Genomic DNA, 23,596 nt, shown 5'->3' with positions numbered 1-23,596 from the left:
GGACGGAGATGCCTGCCGCCTGAGCCTTTGGCCCTAGGCCCCTCGCCTGCCAGGGCCCTCCTTCGAGCCCTCCTCTTCCCCCTCCCCTCGGGCGCTTCTCTGCGCGCCCAATACCTGACAGAGTGTCAGATTCCTAGGAATTCAGGTAGGTCAGCACGGCGAGGACGCGCCGGTGGTCGCCGTCGCTGGGGGAGAGCCCCAGCTTCAGGAAGATGTTGCTCACGTGCTTCTCGACCGCCCCGTCGCTCACCACGAGCTGCCGGGCGATGGCGGAGTTCGTCCGGCCCTCGGCCATCAGACCGAGGACCTCCCGCTCGCGCGGCGTCAGCCCGGCCAGCACGTCCTGCTTGCGGCTGCGGCCCAGCAGCTGCGCCACCACTTCCGGGTCCAGCGCCGTCCCGCCCTGCGCCACCCGGACGACCGCGTCCACGAACTCGCGGACCTCGGCCACCCGGTCCTTCAGCAGATACCCCACCCCGCGGCTGCTGCCCGCCAGCAGCTCGGTGGCGTACTGCTCCTCCACGTACTGGGAGAGGACCAGCACCCCGATGCCCGGGTAGTCCTTCCGCAGCCGCACCGCCGCGCGCACCCCCTCGTCGGTGTGCGTCGGCGGCATCCGCACATCGGCGACCACCACATCGGGCAGCGCCTGCTCGGCGTCCAGTTCCCCCACGGTCTTGAGCAGCGCCTCCGCGTCCCCGACCCCCGCGACCACGTCGTGCCCGAGATCGGTGAGCAGCCGGGTGAGCCCCTCCCGGAGCAGGACCGAATCCTCGGCGATGACCACGCGCACCCTGTTCTCCACGTTCTCCACGACTGCGAGTCCCCCACTTTTCGAATATGCCGCGTTCCCCGCGACCCCGCACGCCCCGCGCCCGACCACCACGCGCCGCGCCCCGACCGTTCCAGCATCCCAGGCCCCGGACACGGATGGGGGGCCTGTGGATAACTCACACGGACCGGGAGAGGAGGAGCAGGGGAGGGAACAGGGGGAGGGGTCAGCCCGGGGGGAAAGGGGGCCAGCCCCGGAGGGGGAAGGGGGCCAGCCCCGGAGGGGGAAGGGGGCCAGCCCCGGTGAGGAGCGGGGGAGAGCGAGGCTCGGTCGGGTCAGCCCCGCCAGGCAGGCTCGGTAGGGTCAGCCCCGTCGGGCCTCCCCGTCAGGCTGGCTCGGCCGGGTCAGAGCCCCGCCAGGCCGGCCCGCTCGGCTGGCTCGGCCGGTCAGCCCCGCCGGTCAGCCCCGCCAGGCCGGCCCGTCCAGCATGCTCGTCCGGGTCAGCCGCGCCAGGGAAGCTCGGCCGTTACCGTCGTCGGGCCGCCCGTGGGGGAGTCGACCACCAGGACTCCGTCCACGGCGTCCAGGCGCTCCGCCAGGCCGGCCAGGCCGCCGCCCGCGGCCGGTGACGCACCGCCCCGGCCGTTGTCCGTGACCTGGAGCATCAGCCGGTCGCCCGCCCGCCACACATCCACCGTGGCCCGGGTCGCACGGGCGTGCTTGCTGATGTTCTGGAGCAGCTCCGAGACGGTGAAATACGCGATCCCCTCGATCGCCTGCGCCGGACGCGAATCCAGGTCCACCTCGACGGTCACGGGCACGGTGCAGCGGGAGGCTATCGCGGAGAGTGCGGCGTCCAGGCCCCGGTCGGTGAGGACGGCCGGGTGGATCCCGCGGGCCAGATCGCGCAGCTCCTGAAGCGCCACCTTCACCTCACCATGCGCTTCGTCGACCATGCGGGCCGCCGCCTCGGGGTCATCCGTGAGCTTCTCCTTCGCCAGGCCCAGATCCATCGCGAGGGCGACCAGACGGGCCTGGGCTCCGTCGTGCAGGTCGCGTTCGATCCGGCGCAGGTCGGCGGCGGCGGTGTCCACGACCACGCCCCGGTCCGACTCCAGCTCGGAGACCCGGGTGGCCAGCCGGGACGGCCCCAGCAGACCGGTCACCATCAGCCGGTCCACCGTCAGCAGACCCCGCACGACCCAGGGCGCCGCCATCACCAGCACCAGGCCCACCGCCCCGGTCGCCGCCAGCTCAAGGGGCGAGTTCAGATACTCCGCGTGGGTGCGGTCCCCGTACACCTGGATGCCGTCCTGCCCGGCGAACACCGGGAAGAGCCAGAACCACAGCGGGTACGTCAGCCCTGCCAGACCGTACGTCCAGAACGTGATCGCGACGACGAACGTGAATATGGCCCACGGGAAGTGCAGCAGCGTGTACAGCAGGTGCCGCCAGGACGCCCCGCTCTTGAGGACCGCGCCCATCCAGGACATCGGGCCGCCGGTCTTCCCCCGCACCCGCTCCGGATCCGCCACCTCCACCCGCAGCAGGGCGCGCGCCCGGTGCCGCTCCAGCGTCCCGAAACCCCGGCACACGGCGAGGCCGACGGCGAGGACCGGTATCCCGATGAAGGTGACCATCAGGCCCGCGCTCAACGACGTCATCGTGATCGCGAAGATGAACATCGCCGTGCTGAGCGGGAAGCTCAGCACCGCGTAGAGGAGCTCGCTCCAGGCACGGGCCTCCAGCGGCGCACGCAGCGGCGCGGGAAGGAAATGCTTCGTCCGGGTCTTCACCCCGAAGCCGGGGGCGGAACCCTCGTGCTCCCGGTCCCGCGTGTCCGGTCCGTATGCCGTGGCCATGAGTCCCGTCCGTTCCGTCTCTGTCTCAGTCTCTCAGTGGGCTGTACATGGGGTGTGCGCCGCCGTGGCGCCGGAGCCGGCCCCGTCACCCTGGGCCGTTCCTCTTCCGTTCTCCCTCCAGGGTGCTGGCCGGCGGCCTTCCGCACCATGAGGTCCCTCTCCGTATCCGACCGGGGGTTTTCCCTACCCTCGGTCGGATACGGAGGTCATGCCGTTCACGCGGTCATGCCGTCCGTGCCGCCCCGACGGTCCGGTCGCGCCAGGGCAGCTCGGCGGTGACGGTCGTCGGCCCGCCCTCCGGCGAGTCCACGAGAAACACCCCGTCGACCGCGTCGAGCCGCTCGGCGAGCCCCGCCAGCCCCGAGCCGCCGGCCAACCGGGCCCCGCCCCCGCCGTCGTCCGTGACCTGGAGCATCAGCCGGTCCCCCGAACGCCACACGTCGACGGAGGCCGACCGCGCACCGCTGTGCTTGCTGATGTTCTGAAGGAGCTCCGAGACGGTGAAATACGCGATCCCCTCGATCGCCTCGGCCGGACGCTCCCGAAGCCCCACCGACACCTTGACCGGGACCGTGCAGCGGGAGGCGATGGCGGAGAGTGCGGCGTCCAGGCCCCGGTCGGTGAGGACGGCGGGGTGGATGCCGCGGGCCAGGTCGCGCAGCTCCTGAAGCGCCACCTTGATCTCGCCGTGCGCTTCGTCGACCATGCGGGCCGCGGCCTCGGGGTCGTCCGTGAGCTTCTCCTTCGCCAGACCGAGCCCCATGGCGAGAGCGACCAGGCGGGCCTGGGCTCCGTCGTGGAGGTCGCGTTCGATCCGGCGCAGGTCGGCGGCGGCGGTGTCCACCACCACGCCCCGGTCCGACTCCAGCTCGGCGATGCGCCGCTCCAACTCGTCCGACGGGGACAGCAGCCCGCGCACCATCGCCCGGTCCACCGTCGTCAGCCCCCGCGCGATGAACGGCAGCACCGGCCACAGGACGAACAGGCTCACCAGTGTCACCGCGAACGTCAGCACCCCCCACGGCAGTCGGATGAACCCGTACAACAACGCCCGCCAGCCCACCGGGTCCTTCAGCCCCGCCCACAGCCGGACGAAGAAGCCCTCGTCCCGGTGGCCGCGCCCCAGCGGACTCGGCTCCTCCACCCGTACGCCGAGCATCCACCGCGCCCGCCGCCGCTCCAGCCCGCCCAGCAGCCGAGCGCCCTGGAGCCCGCCGACCAGCAGCGGCAGACCGATCACGGTGACGGACAGCCCCGCGCCCACGCTGATCACAACAACCGTGTAGACGAACCCGACGACGGCCACCGGCAGATTGGCGAGCAGATACGCGATCTCCCGCCAGGTCCACCGGTCGAGGGCGAAGCGGGCGGGCGGCAGCCGGTCGGGGTCCGGCAGGGAAGGGCTCATGGTCATACCCCCAGCCTGCCGGGCCGCACCCACGCACACCATGGGGCTCGTGGGTGGGGGTGAAGTAGGGATAACCCCACCCGATGTCCGACGCGGCTGCTTACGCTCCGTTTAGCAGGCCCTAGACTCCCGTGCGTACAGAAGCCCGTGTGTACGCAACGGGCACGCGGGGCAGACGCGGACGACGAGGGAGCGAGGGGCGGACGTGGCCGACGTTACGGACGTGACCGGCGTGGCGGACGCGGCGGGCATGACCGGGGTGTCCGGCGTTCCGGTGGACGGCTCCACCGCACTCGCCTCCGAGTACTTCCAGAGCTATTCGGTCATCGGCCTGCTCGCCCTGGTCGGCGTCCTGTTCGTCGCCGTGGCCTTCGGCGCCGGGCGGCTGCTGCGCCCCGTCGTGCCCACCCCGGAGAAGCTGCTCACCTACGAATGCGGCGTCGACCCGGTCGGCGAGGGCTGGGCGCACACCCAGGTGCGCTACTACGTCTACGCGTTCCTGTACGTGATCTTCGCGGTCGACTCCATCTTCCTGTTCCCGTGGGCCACGGTGTTCGCGGCGCCGGGATACGGCGCGACGACCCTGGTCGAAATGTTCATCTTCCTCGGCTTCCTGGCCGTGGGACTGCTCTACGCATGGAAGAAGGGCGTCCTCGCATGGGCCTGACGAGTCGGCCGACCCCCGCGTCGCAGCAGCCCGCGTCCCCGCCCGCACCCGCCTCCGACCCGGTGCTCCTTCCCGAGCCCAAGCGCCTCGGCGTGCTCTCCCGGCTCGCACCGGAGCCGATGAAGGTCGTCCTCAACTGGGGCCGCCGCTACAGCCTCTGGGTCTTCAACTTCGGACTCGCCTGCTGCGCCATCGAGTTCATCGCCGCGTCCATGGCACGCCACGACTTCATCCGGCTCGGCGTGATCCCGTTCGCCCCCGGACCCCGTCAGGCCGACCTCATGATCGTGTCCGGCACCGTGACGGACAAGATGGCCCCGGCCGTGAAGCGGCTGTACGAGCAGATGCCCGAACCGAAGTACGTCATCTCCTTCGGCGCCTGCTCCAACTGCGGCGGCCCCTACTGGGACTCGTACTCCGTGACCAAGGGCGTCGACCAGATCATCCCCGTCGATGTGTACGTACCCGGCTGCCCGCCCAGGCCCGAGGCGCTGCTCCAGGGCATCCTCAAGCTCCAGGAGAAGATCGCACGCGAATCCCTCGCCGAGCGGTACGCCTCCGGGGGGCCGGGCGGCGGTCCGTCCACCGAGGCCCTGCGCAGCGGCCTCGTCGCAGCGCCCCCAACGGCTCCGTCAGCGGCTCCGGCAGGGGCTTCGGAACCGGACGAGGAGGGGCGGCGATGAGCGACCGCGACCAGCACGCGGAATCCGCTGCGGGGGCCGGAGCCGAGGCCGGGGCCTACGACCGGCTGCCGGACGCGGTCACCGACCTGTTCGGCGACGGGGCCACGGCGGAGTCGGCGTACGACCTGCTGACCGTCGACGTCCCCGCCGCCGACTGGCTCACCGCGCTGCGGACCGCCCGCGACGTACTCGGGTGCACCTACTTCGACTGGCTCAGCGCCGTGGACGAACCGGGCGTCGGCTTCCGCGTCTGCGCCCATGTCGCGGCCCTGGGCACGGGTACGGTGCGGCGGCTGATGGTACGGACAACCGTGCCGCACGACGCGGCGGTGCTGCCCAGCGCCATCGACGTGTACGCGGGCGCGGCGTGGCACGAGCGCGAGACGCACGAGATGTTCGGCGTCGCGTTCGACGGCCACCCCCATCTCGTACCGCTGCTCCTGCCGGAAGGCTTCGAAGGCCATCCGCTGCGCAAGGACTTCGTCCTGGCCGCCCGCGTCGCGAAGGCCTGGCCCGGGGCGAAGGAGCCGGGAGAGCCGGCGGAGGGCCACACCGGCCCCAAGCGCCGCGCGATGCTCCCGCCAGGGGTCCCCGATCCGAACGAATGGGGCCCCCTGAAGGGCCAACTCCCCCCGGCCGCAGCCCGCCCGACCCGGATCGCCCGCCCCGCGTCCGACCGCCCGCCGCGCCGCACCCGCACGGCGGGCGAGGGCTCGGCGGCACAACCCGCCACGACACCCGCTCCCGGTCCGGAAACTCCCGCCAGGCCCGGTCCGGAGGCCACCGCGCCGCCCGGCACGGGTACCCCCGAGGCCTCCGGCCCGGAGGCGCCCAAGGCGGCCGGCGCGGCTGCCCCGGATGTACCCAGTGGGGCCGCCGGTGCGCAGGCCCCTGCCCCCGCGTCCCCGGAGGTGCCCGAGGCCCCCGAGGCGGCGCCTGCGGCACCGGATACGCCTGCGGCACCGGATACGCCTGCGGCGGCCCGCCCGCGTCGTTCCCGGTCGGCGTCGCAGGGTTCGGCCAGCCAGCAGCCGTCCACCGACGCTCACGCGGACACTCCGCCCGCCCCGGCACGCCGTTCCCGGTCGGCGTCGGAGGGTTCGGCCAGTCAGCGCCCGGAGGCGGACGGGCCCGGGGCCACCCCTGCGCGGCCCGCTCGTCGTTCCCGGTCTGCGTCAGACGGCTCGGCCAGTCAGCGGCCCGAGCCGGGTGAGCCGCCCGCGCCCCCGGCGGCCGGCCCGCGCCGCTCCCGCTCCGCCGCCGACGGTTCGGCCAGTCAGCGTCCGGCGGCCGGTGCGTCCGAGGGGTCGCCGTCGCGTCCACCCCGGGTGCGCAGCACGGACGCCCCGTGGCACGACGCGCAGCCGGCCTTCGACGAACCGGAGGGCCCGGAGGACGCGTCCCCGGACGAGCCGTCCCAGCCCCTCCGGCGTTTGAGGAGCGGGGGCACGGGGGCGGAGCCCCCGGTTCGGGAAGGGGCGGGTAGGGGAGAAGCCCCGCGCAGCGGCCCCACCCCCGCTCCCACCCCCAGCGACACCCCCGAACCCAGCGACACCCCGGAGTCGAACGACACCCCGGAACCGGACGACAAGCCCACCCCAGACCACCCCGCCGGAGGCGATCCCGAGTGAACGACGTACTCGACGTCGCCCTCCGCCTGGCCGTCGTCTTCGTCGTGTTCCTGGTCGCCCCCCTCCTCGTGGGCCAGACGGAACACAAGGTCATGGCCCACATGCAGGGCCGCCTCGGCCCCATGTACGCAGGTGGCTTCCACGGCTGGGCCCAGCTCGTCGCGGACGGCGTGAAGTTCGCGCAGAAGGAGGACGTGGTCCCGGCCGCCGCCGACCGCCGCGTCTTCCAGCTCGCCCCCGCCGTCGCCCTCCTCCCGTACCTCCTCGTCCTCGCCGTCATCCCCGTCGGCCCCGGCGACGGCGCGGTCGTGCAGGTCATCGACGCGGGCATCTTCTTCGTGCTCGCCGTCATGGGCATCGGCGTCCTCGGCTCGCTCATGGCCGGCTGGGCGTCCGCCAACAAGTTCTCCCTGCTCGGCGGCCTCCGTACCGCCGCGCAACTGCTCTCCTACGAGCTCCCGATGCTCCTGGCCGCCGCCTCCGTGGCCATGGCGGCCGGCACGGTCTCGCTCACCGGCATCCTCGACGCCTTCGCGTGGTGGTGGCTGCCCTGGCAGATCGTCGGCGCTCTGGTCTTCTTCGTCGCCGGGCTCGCCGAACTCCAGCGACCGCCCTTCGATATGCCGGTCGCCGACTCCGAGATCATCTTCGGCGCGTACACCGAGTACACCGGTCTGCGCTTCGCCCTGTTCCTCCTCGCCGAGTACGCGGGCATCGTCATCCTGTGCGCCCTGACCACCGTCCTCTTCCTCGGCGGCTGGCACGGCCCGTTCGGCGCCGACGGACTCGGCTGGCTCTGGACCCTCCTCAAGACCGCCCTCCTCGCGTTCGTCGTCATCTGGCTGCGCGTCAGCTACCCGCGCCTGCGTGAGGACCAGTTGCAGAAGCTCGCCTGGACCACCCTCGTCCCGCTCGCCCTCGCGCAGATCGCGCTCACCGGCATCGTGAAGGTGGCGATCAACTGATGCCCCCGATCCCCGGATCCGGCCTGGCCAAAGGCCTCGCCGTCACCCTGCGCACGATGACGAGGAAGACCGTCACCGCGCAGTACCCGGACACCCAGCCCGAACTCCCGCCCCGCTCCCGGGGCGTCATCGGACTGTTCGAGGAGAACTGCACGGTCTGCATGCTCTGCGCCCGTGAGTGCCCCGACTGGTGCATCTACATCGACTCCCACAAGGAGACGTCGCCGCCCGCCGCCCCCGGCGGCCGTGAGCGCAGCCGGAACGTCCTCGACCGCTTCGCCATCGACTTCTCCCTCTGCATGTACTGCGGTATCTGCATCGAGGTGTGCCCCTTCGACGCGCTGTTCTGGTCACCCGAGTTCGAGTACGCGGAGACGGAGATCCACGAACTCACCCACGAGCGGGACAAGCTCCGCGAGTGGATGTGGACCGTGCCGGAGCCGCCCGCCCTCGACCCCGCCGCCGAGGAGCCCAAGGAGATCGCCGCCGCCCGCAAGACGGCCGACAAACTCGCCGCCCAACGCGCACAGGAACAGCAGGCCCGGCAGGACGAGAAGGGAGGAACCCCGTGATGCCGCACACCGCGTCCCCTCTGCTCACCTCCGCCGCGGCCGGCCACCCCGGCTTCCTCTCCCCGTCCGGCGTCGAGATCGCGTTCCTCCTCGTCGGCCTCGCCACCCTCGGCGCCGCCGTCATCACCGTCACCACCAAGCAGCTGGTGCACGCCGCCCTCTGGCTCGTCGTGGCGCTCGGCGGACTGGCCGTCGAGTACCTCCTGCTCACCGCGGAGTTCATCGCCTGGGTCCAGGTCCTGATCTACGTCGGTTCCATCGTCGTCCTCCTCCTCTTCGGCCTGATGCTCACCCGGGCCCCCATCGGCCGCTCCCCGGACGCAGACTCGGGCAACCGGTGGGTGGCCCTCGGTGTGGCGCTCGCCTCGGCCGCCGCCCTCGTCTGGGTCGTCGTGGACGCCTTCCGTACGACCTGGATCGACCTCGACGGGCCGGCCCAGGGCTCGACCGCCGTCACCGGAGCCTTCCTCTTCCGGAACTGGGTCCTCCCCTTCGAGGCGCTCTCCGTCCTGCTGCTCGCCGCCCTCGTCGGCGCGATCGTCCTCTCCCGCAAACGCGACACGGACACGAGCACGGGTACGGCCTCGGGCACGGAGACCACGCCCCGCCCCGGCCCGCCCGGCACCAAGTCCCGCCCCGGCGCACCCGGCAAGGAGGTGCGGCGCTGATGCACCTCGCCTATCCCGCGGTCCTCGCCGCCCTCCTCTTCTGCGTCGGCCTCTACGGCGTCCTCGCCCGCCGCAACGCGATCCTCGTCCTGATGTCCGTCGAGCTGATGCTCAACGCCGTCAACCTCAACCTCGTCGCCTTCGACGTCTGGCTCCGCGACACCCTCCACTCCGGCCAGGCCCTCACGCTCTTCACCATCGCCATCGCCGCCGCCGAGATCGGCATCGGCCTCGCGATCGTCCTGGCCGTCTACCGCAACCGGGGCACCTCCGACATCGACCGGCTCCGCGACACCGCCGAGACCGACGAGGCCGAAACGCTCCCCGACACCGCAGATGCCGACGACGCAGATGCCGACGGCGCCGGGGCGGCCCCCGGCCGGGCGGACGGGAAAACAGGAAAGACCAAGAAGGCAGAGGCCACCACGTGACCACCACGACCCTCGCCGCCCTCGTCCCCCTCCTCCCGTTCCTCGGCGCCCTCGGCGGGCTCGCCGTCGGCCGCACGGCCCCCGGCTTCGTCCGCCCGCTGGCGATCCTCCCGACCCTCACCGCGGCCGTCCTCGCCGTGCTCGTCGCCGTCCGCCAGGGCGGCGGCCGGGCCATCGACGCCGCGACCCAGCTGACGCCCACCGGCTCGGTCCCGATCGACCTGGCGCTGCACCTCGACGGCTTCGCCGTGCTGGTCGCCGTCCTCGTCACCGTCGTCGCCACCTGCGTACAGCTGTACTCCACGGCCTACCTCCGCGACGACGCCCGCTACCCCTCCTACGCGGCCCTCGTCTCCCTCTTCACCTCCGCGATGCTCCTGGTCGTCTACTCCGGCGATCTGATGGTGCTCCTGGTCGGCTGGGAGATCATGGGCATCTGCTCGTACTTCCTCGTCGGCCACTACTGGGAGACGCCCGAGGCCCGGGCCGCCTCCCTCAAGGCCTTCCTGGTCACCAAACTCGGCGACGTCCCCTTCCTGATCGGCCTGTTCGCGCTCGCCGCCGACACCGGCAGCTTCCGGATCACCAAGATCCTCGCCGCCGTCGCCAACGGCGGTCTTGAGCACCCCACGCTCATCGCCCTGCTGCTCCTCGCGGGCGTCGCGGGCAAGTCGGCGCAGTTCCCCCTGCACACCTGGCTGCCCGACGCGATGGCCGGCCCCACCCCCGTCTCCGCGCTCATCCACGCCGCGACGATGGTCGCCGCCGGCATCTACTTCGTGGCCCGCCTGCTGCCCGTCTTCGCGGCCTCCGGCGCGGCGCTCGTCGTCCTCGCCGTGATGGCCGCCGTCACGATGATCGGGTCCGGGCTCGCCGCCCTCGCCCAGGACGACATCAAACGCGTCCTCGCCTACTCGACGATCGGTCAGCTCGGCTACATGTCGGGCGCCCTCGCCGTCGGCGACCGGGGCGCGGCCGTCTTCCACCTCATCTCGCACGGTGCGTTCAAAGCCGTCCTCTTCCTCGCCGCGGGCGTCGTCATCCACGCCGCCGGCACCAACTCGCTCGCCGCCATGTCCCGGATGAGCGGCCTCGCCCGCCGCATCCCGGACGCCTACTGGACGATGACCGTCGCGCTCCTCGCCCTTGCCGCCATCCCGCCGTTCGCCGGCTTCTTCTCCAAGGAAGCCGTCCTCGTCGCCGCCGAGCACACCGCGCTGGGGGACCGGACCGTCGCCCCGGCCGCCGCGGGCTGGACGATCCTGATCGCCGGGCTCCTCGCAGCCGTCCTGACCGCCTCCTACGCCGTACGCCTCTGGCTCCTCGCCTTCCGTGGCCGCGGGGCCGAAGTCCCCGACCACGGCAAGCAGCCCCTCGCCATGACCTCCGTCCTGTGGATCCTGGCCGTCCCCACCATCGGCTTCGGTCTCGCCACCGGCCTGGTCGGCGACTGGTTCGACGGGCACGCCCTCACGCCGTCCCTCACCACCGCCGTCCTCTCCACCGGCGTCACGCTCGTCGGCGGCCTCGTCACCTACGGCGCGTGGCGGCACACCACCGCCCTCGCCGCCCGCACGCCCATCGGGGCCGTGGCCGCCCACCCGGACGCCGAACCCGCTCTCGTCGAAGCCGAGGCCATGACGTCCCACACCGCCGTCTACGGCACCATCGCGGACGCCCCCGACCCGGCCGACCCCGGCAGGCTCCTCCTGGGCCCGCTGCACCGCCACGCGGTCACCGGCTTCCACCTCGACGCCCTGTACACGGCGCTGTTCGTCCGGCCCGTCCGGGCAGCAGCCCGCCTCGTCCGCTTCCTGGACCGCGAGGTCGTTGACACCTACGTCAATGGAACGGGCGCCGTCACCCGCCTCCTCGGCACCGCCGTCCGCCGGGCCCAGACCGGCAACGTGCAGACCTACGTCAGCGCCCTGCTCGCCGGGTCCCTCGCCCTGGCGATCGCCGCCGTCGTCTTCGCCAACGTCAACGCGGGGTCGTGACCGTGATCGATATCAGCCCGTCCGTGATGCAGTTCCTTCTGGCGTTCATCGTCGTCGCCCCGCTCCTCGGCGCCCTCGCGGCCCTGCTCCCCGCCCCGCCCGGGCTCAAGGGGAAGAACCCCGACCAGGCCGTGCTGCGCCACGGCGTGACCGTCACCGGCGCCGTCCTGATCGCCGCGATCGTCCTGGCCGCCGGCTTCGACCACGACCACCCCGCCACGATGCAGGCGACCACCGACATCAGCTGGATCCCGGCGCTCGACGTCCGCATCCACCTCGGCATCGACGGCATCTCGCTCCCCCTCCTGGTCCTGACCGCGCTGCTGACCTTCCTCTGCGCGCTGTACAGCTACTTCAAGCTGCCCGCGGGCCCCTCACCGAAGGCGTTCACCGCCCTCGTCCTCGTCCTGGAGTCCGGCACCCTCGCCACCTTCGCCGTCCTCGACCTGCTGCTCTTCTTCCTCGCCTTCGAGATGGTCCTCATCCCGATGTACTTCCTCATCAATCGCTGGGGCGGCGACCAACGGCAGGCGGCCGCCTGGAAGTTCATCCTCTACACGCTGCTCGGCTCGGTCGTCATGCTGCTCGGCCTCCTTCTCATCGGGCTGAAGAGCGGCACCTTCGACATGGTGGCACTCGCCACTGACAACGGCCGCGGCCTCACCACATCCGTGCAGGTCATCGCCGTACTCGCGATCGGTCTCGGCCTCGCCGTGAAGACCCCGATGTGGCCCCTGCACAGCTGGCTGCCCGACGCCCACACCGCCGCCCCGACCGTCGGCTCCGTCCTCCTCGCGGGCGTCCTGCTGAAGATGGGAACGTACGGATTCGTCCGGATCCTGCTCCCCATCGCCCCGGACGGTATGCGCACCTTCGCGCCCTACCTCGCCGCGTTCGCCGTCGTCGGCATCGTCTACGGATCCCTCGCCTGCCTGGCCCTGGCCCGTACCGGCGCCAAGGGCGACCTCAAGCGGCTCATCGCGTACTCGTCCGTCGGCCACATGGGCTTCGTCCTGCTCGGCATCGCCACCATGACCCCCACCGGAGTCAACGGCGCGCTCTTCGCCAACATCGCCCACGGCCTCATCACCGGCCTGCTGTTCTTCCTGGTCGGCGCCGTGAAGGACCGCTACGGCACCGCCGACCTCGACACCCTCGCCGGAGCGACCGGAGCCGCCCTCTACGGCCGGGCCCCCCGCCTCGGCGCGCTGCTCGCCTTCGCCGCCGTCGCCTCGCTCGGCCTGCCCGGACTCGCCGGATTCTGGGGCGAGATGCTCACCCTGTTCGGCGCGTACAGCCCCGCCGAAGGCCTCAGCCGCCCCGCGTTCCGCACCTTCATGGCCATCGGGGCGTTCGGCACCCTGCTCACTGCCGCGTACATGCTCATCGTCGTCCGCCGCGTCTGCATGGGCGAGCACACGCCCCACTCCCGGCTGTCACTCGACGAGCAGGCCCCGCAAGCGGCGGACGACGCACAGCCGTCCGGACCCACCGGTTCCCAGCCGTCCGGAACCGCCGATTCCCGCACGGCCACCACCCCGCAACTCGCCGACATCCACCCGTACGAAGCCGCCGCCTGGACCCCGCTCGCCGCGCTCACCGTCCTCGCCGGCCTCTGGCCCGCCGTCCTCCTCGGCCTCACCGACCCCGCCGTGCAGCAGCTTCTCGCAGGAGGCAAGTCGTGACCGCGGACCTCAGCACCACCGCCGGAAGCCTCGTCGCGCAGGTGCCGGACACGGCGGCCGCCGCCACCGGCCACACCGCCGGAAGCCTCGCCGCGGCCGGCGTCCCCAGCGTTGTCCAGTCCATCGACTGGCTCGCCATCGCGCCCCCCACCCTCACCGCGCTGGCCGCCCTGGCCGTCCTCGTCGCCGACCTGTTCCTGCCCGCCCACCGCAAACGGCTCCTCGGGTACGCCACCCTCGCCGCGCTCGCCGGCGCCCTGGCGTTCCTGATCCCCCTGCGCTCCGGGGACCGGGCCACCTTCTGCGTCACCACCGGCGCCCAGGCGTGCAGCTACACCGCCGACCACTTCACCGTCGTCATCCAGGCCCTCGTCCTCGGCGGCGCGTTCCTCACCGTTCTGCTCTCGCTCGACGACACCCGCAAGCTGCCGGCGGGGGAGTACTGGTTCCTGCTCCTGGCCTCCGCCTCGGGAGCGGCCCTGCTGCCCGCCTCCCGCGACCTCGCCACCCTCGTCGTCGCCCTCGAAGTCGCCTCGCTGCCCGCGTTCGCCCTCGTCGGCATCAAGCGCGGCGACCGGCGCTCCTCCGAGGCCGCGCTGAAGTTCTTCCTGTCCTCCGTCGTCGCCACCGCCGTCATGCTGCTCGGCGTCAGCTTCGTGTACGCGGCCACCGGTACCCTGCACCTCACCGAGACCGCCGACCGTCTCGACGACGTGGCCCCGGTCCTCGACACCCTCGCCAAGACCGGGGTGGCTCTCACGCTCGTCGGCTTCGCCTTCAAGACGGCCGCCGCGCCCTTCCACTTCTGGGTCCCCGACACCTACGTCGGCGCACCCCTGCCGATCGCCGCCTATCTCTCCGTGGTGGGGAAAGCCGTAGGGTTTTCGGGCCTCATTCTGGTCACCGTCATCGCGTTCCCCTCCTATGCGGACGTCTGGGGGCCCGCCCTCGCCGTCCTCGCCGCGCTCACCATGACCGTCGGCAACGTCGCGGCCCTCCGCCAGAACGCCACCCGCGCCCGCAGCGCCGTCCGCCTTCTCGCCTGGTCCTCCGTCGCCCAGGCCGGCTACCTCCTGGTCCCGATCGCCGCCGCCGCGTACTCCAGCGACGAACAGATCGGCTCCACCGTGGCGTACGCCCTCATGTACGCCGTCGTGAACCTGGGCGCGTTCGCGGTCGCCGCCCTCGTCGCCCGTACGCACCCCGGCAACCGGCTCTCCGACTACCGGGGCCTGTACGCCACCCGGCCCCTCGCCGCCCTGGCCCTCGGGTTCTTCCTGCTCTGCCTGGCCGGACTGCCGCCCGGCATCATCGGGCTCTTCGCGAAGGTCACCGTCTTCTCGGCGGCGGTCGACGCGGGCCTCGGCTGGCTCGCCGTCGTCATGGCCGTCAACGTGGTGATCGCCCTTTACTACTACCTTCAGTGGACCGCGATTCTCTTCCGCGCGCCGGACGGAGCCCCGGAAACGGCCGGGCCGGAGACCGGATCCCCGGCCTCCGCCGCGCCCCGCCGATTCCGCGCGCCCACCCCGCTCACCACAGCGATCGTCCTCACGTCCGCCGCCGGAATCCTGCTCTCCGGGGCCCCGCAGGCCGTCCTGCGCTTCGCCGCCGTCAGCCTCTTCTGAGCCGGTCCGACCCCGGAAGATCGGTTTGCCCACGGCGCCCGCCGCAGGGCATGGTCTTGGCTGCGTACGTGACGTATTCGGCGTGGACACGTCGGGGAAAACAAGGAGAGAGAGCAGTGCTGAACGGGTTCAAGGACTTCATCCTGCGCGGGAACGTCATCTCGATGGCGATCGGTCTGGCCGTCGGCGCCGCCTTCACCGCCGTCGTCACGGGCTTCAGCAACGCCTTCATCACCCCGCTGATCGGCCTCGCCACCCGCGGCACCGGTGACTTCAGCAAGGCCTCCTACATGGTCGACGGCGTCAAGTTTCCCTACGGCCTCTTCGTCAGCGCCACCATCGCCTTCCTGATCACCGCCGCGGTCCTCTACTTCTGCGTCGTGGTCCCCATGGCCAAGGTGCAGGACCGCTTCGCGAAGCAGGAGGCCGTCGACATCAAGGCCGCCCTCCGCGACTGCCCGCGCTGCTTCAGCGAGATCCCCGCCGTCGCCTCCCGCTGCGGCCACTGCACCAGTGAGGTCGAGCCCGACCCCGAGGCCCTCTCCCTCGCCAAGCTCCCCGCGCAGCAGCACTGACCGCACAAGCGGCACCGACCGCACGGCTGCACCGGCCCCGCACGGCAGTACAGCCCCACCGAGTCACCCCGCTCCATCAGGAAGGCCCGCCGCCACCCGTACGGCCCAGCGTCACGCCGTACGGGGCCGGGGGCCCGACCGGCGCGGAACACGCGGCACAGCCCCCGCCCTCCGGCCGCACGCACAAGGGAACTAGCTCCTCCCGCCTGGCGTTGACCAGTACGGGAGGCTCCACTGGGGAGTGGAGCACCACCATGCAAAGGGTTCCCCTGCTGCACCACTTGGAGGGCGTACCGTGCACCGCCGGCACAACGGGCTCAAGACCGCCGTACTCCTCGGGGGACTGTCCGCACTCATCATCGTCATCGGCAGTTTCTTCGGACGTACGGGACTGATCGTCGCGCTCCTGGTCGCCGTGGGCACCAACGCGTACGCGTACTGGAACAGTGACAAGCTGGCCCTGCGGGCCATGCGGGCCCGCCCCGTCAGCGAATTCGAGGCGCCGCAGATCTACCGCATCGTGCGCGAGCTCTCCACGGCCGCCCGCCAGCCCATGCCGCGCCTCTACATCTCCCCGACCCAGGCGCCCAACGCCTTCGCCACCGGGCGCAATCCGCGCAACGCCGCCGTCTGCTGCACCGAGGGCATCCTCCAGATCCTCGACGAACGCGAGCTGCGCGGTGTCCTCGGCCATGAGCTCAGTCATGTCTACAACCGGGACATCCTCATCTCGTCCGTCGCCGGAGCCCTCGCCTCCGTCGTGATGTTCCTGGTCAACTTCGCCTGGCTCATCCCGGTGGGCCGCTCCAACGACGACGAGGGGCCCGGCCTCCTCGGCATGCTCCTGATCATGATCCTGGGGCCGCTCGCCGCCTCCGTCATCCAGCTCGCCGTCAGCCGCTCCCGGGAGTACGAGGCCGACGCCTCCGGGGCCCAGCTCACCGGGGACCCGCTGGCGCTCGCCAGTGCCCTGCGCAAGCTCGACGCCGGGACGAAACAGCTCCCGCTGCCGCCCGAGCCCAGGCTCGAGACCGCGAGCCACATGATGATCGCGAACCCCTTCCGCCCCGGTCAGGGAATGGCGAAAATGTTCTCGACGCACCCGCCGATGGCGGAGCGCATCGCCCGACTCGAACAGATGGCAGGTCATCGCCCGTGAAAACCATCCTGAACATCATCTGGCTGATCCTCTGCGGATTCTGGATGTTCCTCGGCTACCTGCTCGCGGGCGTCCTGCTCTGCATCACCATCATCGGCATCCCCTTCGGCGTGGCCGCCTTCCGGATCGGCGTCTACGCCCTCTGGCCGTTCGGCTACACCGTCGTCGACCGCCGGGACGCGGGCTCGCCCTCCTGCGCGGGCAACGTCCTCTGGCTGATCCTCGCCGGCTGGTGGCTCGCCCTCGGCCACATCACCACCGGCATCGCGCTGTGCATCACCATCATCGGAATTCCCCTGGGCATCGCCAACTTCAAGCTGATCCCGGTCTCTCTCATGCCCTTCGGCAAGGAGATCGTCCCCACCGACCAGCCCTTCGCCACCCGCTAGCGCGCCGAGTCCGGCGAAACCCCCGCGCAACCGAACAGCTGCCCGCCGCGTCTTGGATTCCAGGACGAAGCAAGGGGTAGGTGCAGCGACATGGGCATCATCAGTTGGATCATTCTCGGCCTGATCGCCGGACTCATAGCCAAGATCCTCCTCCCGGGGCGCGACCCGGGCGGCATCATCGGCACCACTCTCATCGGCATCGCCGGGGCCTTCGTCGGCGGCTGGCTCTCCAGCCAGTTCCTCGACCGCCCCATCAGCAACGACTTCTACGACACCGCGACCTGGATCGCCGCCATCGCCGGCTCCCTGGTCCTGCTGATCGCCTACCGGCTGCTTTTCGGCCACTCCCGCGACCGCCGCTGATCGGGGGCGAGCCCCGCTTCCTTACGCGTCCCCCGACGCCATCCCGGTCTCCCGCAACGTCAGATTCAACCGGCCGGCCCGCAGCCCCGCTGCCGGGTCGGCCGTTCCCGTGTACACCTTCGGAACCCCGTGGAACGCGAACCGCGACGGCCCGCCGAAGACGAACAGATCCCCGGACGCCAACTCCACATCCGTGTACGGCTGCCCGCGCCCCTCCGTGTTCCCGAAGCGGAACACGCACCTCGCCCCGATGCTCAACGACACCACAGGAGCGCCCGACCGCTCCTCCTTGTCCTGATGCATCCCCATCCGCGCGGCGTCGTCATAGAAGTTGATCAGCGCGGTGTCCGGGGCGAACGCCCGTGCCGCGTCCTCGTCCCCGTACGCCTCGGCCACCGCCGCCCGCCCCAGGTCGCCCAGCCAGTCCGGGAACGCGGCCACCCGGGCGCCGTTCACATCGTCGGCCGTACGCGCGTACCGGTAGGGCTGCCAGTGCCACCCCAGGCACACCGTCCGCACCGACATCACCCCGCCGCTCGGCAGCACGGTGTGCCGGAACGGGACCGGCCCCCGCGCCCACCGACGGCACGCCGCCACCAACTCCGCCCGCTGCTCCACGGAAAGCCACTCCGGCACATGAACGGCCCCCGGCGCCACGACCGTACGCGGCCGCCGGAACAGACCGTCCGAAGAGAGACCGTCCGAGGAGAGATCGTCCGAGAAAGGACCGTCCGAGGAGGCGCCGTCGGAGGGCGACGGCGGGGGCGGAGGCGTCACGGCTCCGACCGCTCCGCCCCGCCCTCGATCCCCAGCAGCAGCTTCTTCCGCTCAAGACCGCCCGCGTACCCGCGCAGGGCACCGTCCGCCCCGATCACCCGGTGGCACGGCCGCACGACCAGCAGCGGATTGCGCCCGATCGCCGTGCCCACGGCCCGTACCCCCGCGCCCGAGGCGCCGACCTGTGCAGCGACCTCCCCGTACGACACCGTGCTCCCGTACGGGATCGACTCCAGCACCGCCCAGACCCGCCGCTGGAACTCCGTACCCAGGCCCTCGGCCAGCGGTACGTCGAACCGTGTCGAGCGCCCCGCGAAGTACGCCTCCAACTGCCGGGCGACCTCCGTGAACGCCTCGGGGGCGTGCCGCCAGCCGTCCTGGACGACCGCGCCGCCCTTCTGGTCGGGCACGGACAGCGAACGCAGCCGGACGCCACCGGCCCCACCGTCCCCCGCCGTATCCGGTCCGTCCGCCGCCGTCGCCTCGCCGACCAGCAGCAACTCGCCCAGCGGGCTCTCCACCCGCGCGTACACCGTCGTCGTCATGCCTTCTCACTTCCCCGGTCCGTACGGCCAGTCTGCGCCCGGCCGTTCACCGGCACCGGCGGAATTCGGACATCGCGTCCGCGCGCCCTGAACGGACCGCACGCCCCGAACGGACCGGAAACACGAAGAGGCACGCCGTCGAGGTCGGCCTCGGCGGTGTGCCCCCGCTGTGTACGGCAGTCGACCGCCGTGACTACCGGTAGTTCACGAACTGGATCGCGAACTCGAAGTCCTTGCCCTTCAGCAGCGCCTGAACGGCCTGGAGGTCGTCCCGGCTCTTCGAGCTGACGCGCAGCTCGTCGCCCTGGACCTGCGCCTTGACGCCCTTCGGGCCCTCGTCGCGGATCGTCTTCGCCACCTTCTTGGCGTTCTCCTGGGAGATGCCCTCCTCGATCGTGGCGAAGATCTTGTACTCCTTGCCGGAGAGCTGCGGCTCACCGGCGTCCAGCGACTTCAGCGAGATGCCGCGCTTGATCAGCTTGGACTGGAAGATGTCGAGGATGGCCTTGACGCGCTCCTCGCCGTTCGCCTCCATCAGGATCTTCTCGCCCGACCACGAGATCGAGGCGCCCGTGCCCTTGAAGTCGTAACGCTGGGAGATCTCCTTGGCGGCCTGGTTGAGGGCGTTGTCGACCTCCTGCCGCTCGACCTTCGAGACGATGTCGAAACTGGAGTCGGCCATGACGTGTGGCTCCTTGCGTCGGATGTGCGTGGGGATACAGGCCAAAGCCTAGCCACCGCCGCACCCTCCCGGCGCTGATCAATGAGGTGGCGGAGCACCCCTGGCCATCGGGTATTGTTTACGTCGTCGCCAAGGAGCTCACCACGAGATCCAACGCGTCGTTCGAGGCGGTGTGCCCGAGTGGCCAAAGGGAGCAGACTGTAAATCTGCCGGCTCAGCCTACCCAGGTTCGAACCCTGGCGCCGCCACGCGAACGAAGCCCCCGACCGGTTCTCCGGTCGGGGGCTTTCTCGTTGTCCAAAGCCCGGCGAGGCGGCCCGTTCCAGCCGCCCGCGAGGCCTCAGTTGCCCGCGACGTCCTTCACGGCCACCGTCACCGGTACGTTCCCGGAGATCGCCTCCAGGGTGAGGCCCGCCGTCGCCGGGGTGTCCAGCAGCTCCAGCAGCGTGGCCGCCACGTCGTCGCGGGGGATCGGGCCGCGGCCCGTCGAGGCGGCCAGGAGGACCTGGCCGGTGCCCGCGTCATCGGTCAGCATGCCGGGCCGCAGGATCGTCCAGTCCAGGGCGGTGCGGGAGCGTACGGCCGCGTCCGCGGCGCCCTTGGCCCGCAGATACACGTCGAAGACCTCGTCGCCGGGGTGGCCGGGGTCGGCGCCCATCGAGGAGACGACGAGGTAGCGGCGGACGCCCGCTGCCTCGGCGGCGTCGGCGAACAGTACGGCGGCGTCGCGGTCGACGGTGTCCTTGCGGGCGGTGCCGCTGTTCGGCCCGGCGCCCGCCGCGAAGACGGCCGCGTCCGCGCCGCGCAGCACCTGTGCGGTCTGCTCCACGGTGGCCGATTCGAGGTCCAGCACGACGGGTTCGGCGCCGGCGTCGGTCAGGTCCTGACTCTGTTGGGGGTTGCGGATGATCCCTACGGCTTCATCCCCGCGTGCGGCGAGCAGCCGCTCCAGCCGCAGTGCGATCTGTCCGTGTCCACCTGCGATGACAATGCGCATACCCCCGACCGTACGCCCGGGGACGGGGTCGCGCTCAGTTCCTCGGCCCGGCGCCGGGGTCGGGCCGGCCCTGGCGCGGAAGTCCGCCGAGGCCCGCGGCGGGGTCGGTGTCGGAGTCGCAGTACTCGCGTACGGCGCTGGTCCGGGCCACGATGCGGCCGCGGTGGATGACGATGCGGCTGTACGCGAGGGAGAGCGCGGCGGAGAGCCGCTCGCCGCGTACGGCGAGGAGTTCGGCCGGGAAGCCCGCCTCGACCCGTACGTCGGGCAGGCCGAGGGCCGCGCGGGCGCTCGTGGAGACCAGGGCGTACGCCTGCTCGGCGCGGAGCCCCGTCTGCGAGGCGAGGAGGTAGGCGGCTTCGAGCGGATCGCCGCGGCCGACCGGATTGGCCGTGTCCCGCAGCGCGCCGCTGCCCGCCGTGACGTGCACGCCCGCGGAGCGCAGGAGGCGTACGGGGGCGGTCGTCCGGCGCTCGGAACCGGCGCAGCCGCCCTGGGGCAGGCAGACCACGGTGATCCCGGCGGCGGCGAGCCGGTCGGCGGCGCGGGCCGCGGCGTCCAGGGGCAGATGGGCCAGGCCGGCGCAGGGGCCGAGGGTGACCCCCGGGCGCAGCCCCGCGGCCATCGCGGCGAGCCGGGCCAGCCGGGCGGGGTCGTCGGCGTCGGTGTGCAGGTCCACGGGGCAGCCGTGCTCGGCGGCGATCTCCAGGACGGCCTCGGTGTAGCCCGTGGGGTCGGGGTCGAGGTCGGGGCAGCCGCCGACGACGGCCGCGCCCATCTTCACCGCGTCCCTGAGCATCGCGAGGCTGTCCGCCCCGGCGACGCCGGTGAGGAGGCGGGGGACCGCGACGGGCATGACGTCGGCGAGGCCGCGCAGGGCGCGCCGGGTCTGGAGGACGGCTTCGAGCGGGGCGAGGCCCTGCACGTCGCCGACGCGGACGTGGGTGCGCAGGGCGGTCGCGCCGTGGCCGAGCTGGAGGAGCGCCGCCTCCGTGGCGCGGCGCTGGATGTCCTCGGTGCGGTGGGAGGCGGGGCCCGGGCTGTCGGGGCCCACGCTGTCCGCGGTGAGGGCGGTGTCGCCGTGGGCGTGCGGTTCGGCCGGTGCGGGGAGCAGCAGATAGCCGCGGAGGTCGATCCGGGGGCCGCGGGCGGTGAGGCTGCCCGCGGTGCCGACGGCCTCGATCCGGCTGCCGCTCAGGCGTACGTCCACGGCCCGGCCGTCGGCGAGGCGGGCGCCGCCGAGGACGAGGGCGGGGGTGTCGGCGGTGGTGGCTGCGTCGGCGCTGTCGGGCGCGTTGTCGTCGGGCCGCCGTGGCTGGCTGTCAGGCATCGCGCTCCTGGGAGGGGTGCAAGATCACACGGAGTGACCACACCCTAGGGGCGTGCGGGGGCGGCTTCCGGGAGGAGCGGAATAGTCGTACCGGTGCGCCCGCGCCGGCCGCCGGCCCGGCCCGGTCCGGATGCGGACCCGTCCTGGATCAAGGCCTGATCAGGGGGTGTGGGAGGCCTCGGACAGGGGGCCGGAGGATGCGGCACAAACGGATTTGGGCAACCGGCCGGGGACCGTGTAATGTCTTCATCGCTCGCCCCAATAGCTCAGTCGGTAGAGCGTCTCCATGGTAAGGAGAAGGTCTGCGGTTCGATTCCGCATTGGGGCTCTGGTGATCGGGAAACCCCGCTTCGGCGGGGGGACTCATCATCAAAGCGGTGTAGCTCAGTCGGTAGAGCAAGCGGCTCATAATCGCTGTGTCACCGGTTCAAGTCCGGTCACCGCTACTAACGGTAGCCGATGGTTGGGTCGGTCCTTCGATCGGCTACCCTTTTATGCGTTCATCCGTCCAACGTCCGTCCAAGGAGCACTCACGTGGCTGCCACCGACGTCCGCCCGAAGATCACGCTGGCCTGCGTGGAGTGCAAGGAGCGGAACTACATCACCAAGAAGAACCGGCGTAACAACCCGGACCGTCTTGAGATGAAGAAGCACTGCCCGCGCTGCAACTCGCACACCGCGCACCGCGAAACGCGCTGAATCAGGCTCGTACACGAGGCCGTCCCCTCTGGGGGCGGCCTCGTGTCGTTGTATGAGGCCGTTCCCCGTACGGGGGCGTGCCCTAGTTCGTCTTTCACCAGGTTTCTCAGGAGGTAGCGAGCTCATGGCGCTCGACCAGTCCTTCGTGGGGCGGACCTATCCGCCCACTCCGGCGTACGAGGTCGGCCGGGAGAAGATCCGCGAGTTCGCCGAGGCGGTGGGCGACACCCACCCGGCGTACGTCGACCGGGAAGCCGCCCGTGCGCTCGGTCACGCCGATGTGATCGCGCCGCCCACGTTCGTCTTCTCCATCACCTACCGGGCCGCCGGAGAGGTGGTGCAGGACCCGCAGCTGGGCCTGGACTACAGCCGTGTGGTCCACGGGGACCAGAAGTTCAGTTACGTGCGTCCGGTGCGGGCGGGGGACCGGCTGACGGTCACCTCGACGATCGAGAGCATCAAGTCCATGGCGGGCAACGACGTTCTCGACATTCGCGGGGATGTTCACGACGAGACCGGTGAGCTGGTGGTCACAGCGGTCACGAAGCTGGTGGCGCGCGCCGCCGAGGAGGCGTGATGACGGCGAAGGTCTCCTACGGATCGGTCGAGGTCGGCACCGAGCTGCCGGCGCAGTCGTTCCCGGTGACGCGGGCCACGCTCGTGCAGTACGCGGGCGCCTCGGGCGACTTCAACCCGATCCACTGGAACGAGAAGTTCGCGCGCGAGGTCGGGCTGCCGGACGTGATCGCGCACGGCATGTTCACGATGGCCGAGGCGGTCCGGGTGGTCACGGACTGGGCCGGCGACCCGGGTGCCGTCGTCGACTACGGGGTGCGGTTCACCAAGCCGGTCGTCGTGCCCAACGACGACAAGGGCGCGCTGATCGAGGTCAGCGGCAAGGTCGCGGCGAAGCTGGACGACAACCTGGTCCGGGTGGACCTGGTCGCCATGTGCGACGGCAAGAAGGTGCTGGGGATGTCCCGGGCCGTGGTCCGGCTCGCCTGAGCCGTACCGGCGCGTCAGCCGCAGCTGGTGGCCGTCCGAGCCGCCGGACCCCGGCGTACGGTCCGTGGCCCCGCACGAGCGGCGGGGCCACGGACCGTACTCTTGT

General features: G+C 71.7%; 25 protein-coding genes and 3 tRNA genes. 20 read left to right on the top strand and 8 right to left on the bottom strand.

The features are described from left to right. Positions 1 to 133: 133 nt before the first annotated feature. The 3 genes from A3Q37_RS16530 to A3Q37_RS16520 all read right to left on the bottom strand — a co-directional run bounded on the left by A3Q37_RS16530 (position 134) and on the right by A3Q37_RS16520 (position 4,048). Positions 134 to 793, bottom strand: coding sequence for a response regulator transcription factor (locus tag A3Q37_RS16530; protein ID WP_065485235.1), 660 nt, complete (start codon positions 791 to 793; stop codon positions 134 to 136). A gap of 479 nt (positions 794 to 1,272) precedes the next feature. Then, on the bottom strand, positions 1,273 to 2,634 hold the full coding sequence (locus tag A3Q37_RS16525; RefSeq protein ID WP_065485054.1) for a sensor histidine kinase: 1,362 nt from the start codon (positions 2,632 to 2,634) through the stop codon (positions 1,273 to 1,275). 223 nt (positions 2,635 to 2,857) lie between these two features. Next, on the bottom strand, positions 2,858 to 4,048 hold the full coding sequence (locus A3Q37_RS16520; protein WP_065485053.1) for a sensor histidine kinase: 1,191 nt from the start codon (positions 4,046 to 4,048) through the stop codon (positions 2,858 to 2,860). Positions 4,049 to 4,292: 244 nt separating this feature from the next. Between A3Q37_RS16520 and A3Q37_RS16515 the strand changes: the two genes are divergently transcribed. From A3Q37_RS16515 to A3Q37_RS16450, 14 genes are all read left to right on the top strand, one after another. Next, on the top strand, positions 4,293 to 4,709 hold the full coding sequence (locus tag A3Q37_RS16515; protein ID WP_176711434.1) for an NADH-quinone oxidoreductase subunit A: 417 nt from the start codon (positions 4,293 to 4,295) through the stop codon (positions 4,707 to 4,709). After that, positions 4,700 to 5,392, top strand: a complete 693-nt coding sequence (locus A3Q37_RS16510; protein WP_065485050.1) for an NADH-quinone oxidoreductase subunit B — start codon at positions 4,700 to 4,702, stop codon at positions 5,390 to 5,392. Before A3Q37_RS16515 ends, A3Q37_RS16510 begins: the two co-directional genes overlap by 10 nt. After that, entirely contained in the window at positions 5,389 to 7,023 is a 1,635-nt protein-coding gene (locus A3Q37_RS16505; protein WP_065485047.1) for an NADH-quinone oxidoreductase subunit C, read from the top strand. The genes A3Q37_RS16510 and A3Q37_RS16505 overlap by 4 nt, the downstream gene beginning before the upstream one ends. Further along, positions 7,020 to 7,988, top strand: coding sequence for a complex I subunit 1 family protein (locus A3Q37_RS16500; RefSeq protein WP_065485045.1), 969 nt, complete (start codon positions 7,020 to 7,022; stop codon positions 7,986 to 7,988). Before A3Q37_RS16505 ends, A3Q37_RS16500 begins: the two co-directional genes overlap by 4 nt. Next, positions 7,988 to 8,560 (top strand): NADH-quinone oxidoreductase subunit I, encoded by a 573-nt coding sequence (locus tag A3Q37_RS16495; RefSeq protein WP_065485043.1) that lies wholly within the window; start codon positions 7,988 to 7,990, stop codon positions 8,558 to 8,560. The genes A3Q37_RS16500 and A3Q37_RS16495 overlap by 1 nt, the downstream gene beginning before the upstream one ends. Next, positions 8,560 to 9,228 carry an NADH-quinone oxidoreductase subunit J gene (locus A3Q37_RS16490; protein ID WP_065485041.1) on the top strand — a complete coding sequence of 223 codons (669 nt, stop codon included), beginning with the start codon at positions 8,560 to 8,562 and terminating at the stop codon, positions 9,226 to 9,228. Before A3Q37_RS16495 ends, A3Q37_RS16490 begins: the two co-directional genes overlap by 1 nt. Continuing rightward, a complete protein-coding gene (nuoK, locus tag A3Q37_RS16485) occupies positions 9,228 to 9,659 on the top strand; it encodes an NADH-quinone oxidoreductase subunit NuoK (protein WP_065485039.1) in 432 nt (143 codons plus the stop codon). Before A3Q37_RS16490 ends, nuoK begins: the two co-directional genes overlap by 1 nt. After that, positions 9,656 to 11,656 (top strand): NADH-quinone oxidoreductase subunit L, encoded by a 2,001-nt coding sequence (locus A3Q37_RS16480; RefSeq protein WP_065485037.1) that lies wholly within the window; start codon positions 9,656 to 9,658, stop codon positions 11,654 to 11,656. The genes nuoK and A3Q37_RS16480 overlap by 4 nt, the downstream gene beginning before the upstream one ends. Further along, a complete protein-coding gene (locus A3Q37_RS16475; RefSeq protein ID WP_176711428.1) occupies positions 11,653 to 13,341 on the top strand; it encodes an NADH-quinone oxidoreductase subunit M in 1,689 nt (562 codons plus the stop codon). The genes A3Q37_RS16480 and A3Q37_RS16475 overlap by 4 nt, the downstream gene beginning before the upstream one ends. Before the next feature lie 122 nt (positions 13,342 to 13,463). Then, positions 13,464 to 14,969, top strand: coding sequence for an NADH-quinone oxidoreductase subunit N (locus tag A3Q37_RS16470; protein WP_255311836.1), 1,506 nt, complete (start codon positions 13,464 to 13,466; stop codon positions 14,967 to 14,969). A 116-nt stretch (positions 14,970 to 15,085) separates the two neighbouring features. After that, on the top strand, positions 15,086 to 15,544 hold the full coding sequence (locus A3Q37_RS16465; protein WP_065485035.1) for an MscL family protein: 459 nt from the start codon (positions 15,086 to 15,088) through the stop codon (positions 15,542 to 15,544). Positions 15,545 to 15,839: 295 nt separating this feature from the next. Continuing rightward, the gene (htpX, locus tag A3Q37_RS16460) at positions 15,840 to 16,703 is read left to right on the top strand and encodes a zinc metalloprotease HtpX (RefSeq protein ID WP_065485033.1); all 864 of its coding nucleotides are present in this window, start codon (positions 15,840 to 15,842) and stop codon (positions 16,701 to 16,703) included. Continuing rightward, a complete protein-coding gene (locus A3Q37_RS16455; RefSeq protein ID WP_065485031.1) occupies positions 16,700 to 17,092 on the top strand; it encodes a YccF domain-containing protein in 393 nt (130 codons plus the stop codon). The genes htpX and A3Q37_RS16455 overlap by 4 nt, the downstream gene beginning before the upstream one ends. Positions 17,093 to 17,182: 90 nt before the next feature. Beyond that, on the top strand, positions 17,183 to 17,455 hold the full coding sequence (locus tag A3Q37_RS16450; protein WP_065485029.1) for a GlsB/YeaQ/YmgE family stress response membrane protein: 273 nt from the start codon (positions 17,183 to 17,185) through the stop codon (positions 17,453 to 17,455). 21 nt (positions 17,456 to 17,476) lie between these two features. Here A3Q37_RS16450 and A3Q37_RS16445 read toward each other — a convergent pair whose 3' ends face one another. The 3 genes from A3Q37_RS16445 to A3Q37_RS16435 all read right to left on the bottom strand — a co-directional run bounded on the left by A3Q37_RS16445 (position 17,477) and on the right by A3Q37_RS16435 (position 19,459). Further along, the gene (locus A3Q37_RS16445) at positions 17,477 to 18,136 is read right to left on the bottom strand and encodes an alpha-ketoglutarate-dependent dioxygenase AlkB (RefSeq protein ID WP_065485228.1); all 660 of its coding nucleotides are present in this window, start codon (positions 18,134 to 18,136) and stop codon (positions 17,477 to 17,479) included. A gap of 92 nt (positions 18,137 to 18,228) precedes the next feature. Further along, complete coding sequence (locus A3Q37_RS16440) at positions 18,229 to 18,777, bottom strand: methylated-DNA--[protein]-cysteine S-methyltransferase (protein ID WP_065485025.1); 549 nt, start codon at positions 18,775 to 18,777, stop codon at positions 18,229 to 18,231. A gap of 193 nt (positions 18,778 to 18,970) precedes the next feature. Next, positions 18,971 to 19,459, bottom strand: a complete 489-nt coding sequence (locus A3Q37_RS16435; protein ID WP_010056669.1) for a YajQ family cyclic di-GMP-binding protein — start codon at positions 19,457 to 19,459, stop codon at positions 18,971 to 18,973. 166 nt (positions 19,460 to 19,625) lie between these two features. Here A3Q37_RS16435 and A3Q37_RS16430 point away from each other — a divergent pair. Beyond that, positions 19,626 to 19,707: transfer RNA gene (locus tag A3Q37_RS16430), tRNA-Tyr, on the top strand. 92 nt (positions 19,708 to 19,799) lie between these two features. Here A3Q37_RS16430 and A3Q37_RS16425 read toward each other — a convergent pair. Together A3Q37_RS16425 and A3Q37_RS16420 are read right to left on the bottom strand one after the other, a co-directional pair. Then, positions 19,800 to 20,456 (bottom strand): SDR family oxidoreductase, encoded by a 657-nt coding sequence (locus A3Q37_RS16425; protein ID WP_065485023.1) that lies wholly within the window; start codon positions 20,454 to 20,456, stop codon positions 19,800 to 19,802. Positions 20,457 to 20,490: 34 nt separating this feature from the next. Next, positions 20,491 to 21,786 carry an amidohydrolase family protein gene (locus A3Q37_RS16420; protein ID WP_065485021.1) on the bottom strand — a complete coding sequence of 432 codons (1,296 nt, stop codon included), beginning with the start codon at positions 21,784 to 21,786 and terminating at the stop codon, positions 20,491 to 20,493. Positions 21,787 to 22,041: 255 nt separating this feature from the next. On the opposite strand from A3Q37_RS16420, the gene A3Q37_RS16415 reads away from it, so the two are divergent. The 5 genes from A3Q37_RS16415 (at position 22,042) to A3Q37_RS16395 (ending at position 23,490) form a co-directional block, all read left to right on the top strand. Next, positions 22,042 to 22,114, top strand: a tRNA-Thr gene (locus tag A3Q37_RS16415). A 45-nt stretch (positions 22,115 to 22,159) separates the two neighbouring features. Continuing rightward, positions 22,160 to 22,232, top strand: a tRNA-Met gene (locus tag A3Q37_RS16410). A gap of 88 nt (positions 22,233 to 22,320) precedes the next feature. Further along, positions 22,321 to 22,485 carry a 50S ribosomal protein L33 gene (gene rpmG / locus A3Q37_RS16405; RefSeq protein WP_003956487.1) on the top strand — a complete coding sequence of 55 codons (165 nt, stop codon included), beginning with the start codon at positions 22,321 to 22,323 and terminating at the stop codon, positions 22,483 to 22,485. A 124-nt stretch (positions 22,486 to 22,609) separates the two neighbouring features. Then, positions 22,610 to 23,062, top strand: coding sequence for a MaoC family dehydratase N-terminal domain-containing protein (locus tag A3Q37_RS16400; protein ID WP_065485019.1), 453 nt, complete (start codon positions 22,610 to 22,612; stop codon positions 23,060 to 23,062). Continuing rightward, entirely contained in the window at positions 23,062 to 23,490 is a 429-nt protein-coding gene (locus A3Q37_RS16395) for a MaoC family dehydratase (RefSeq protein WP_006126862.1), read from the top strand. The genes A3Q37_RS16400 and A3Q37_RS16395 overlap by 1 nt, the downstream gene beginning before the upstream one ends. The last annotated feature ends 106 nt before the right edge of the window (positions 23,491 to 23,596 follow it).

Source organism: Streptomyces sp. PTY087I2 (genome assembly GCF_001687325.1).
In the GTDB taxonomy this organism is placed as follows: Bacteria; Actinomycetota; Actinomycetes; order Streptomycetales; family Streptomycetaceae; genus Streptomyces.
This window is presented reverse-complemented; position numbering and strand designations above follow the sequence as displayed.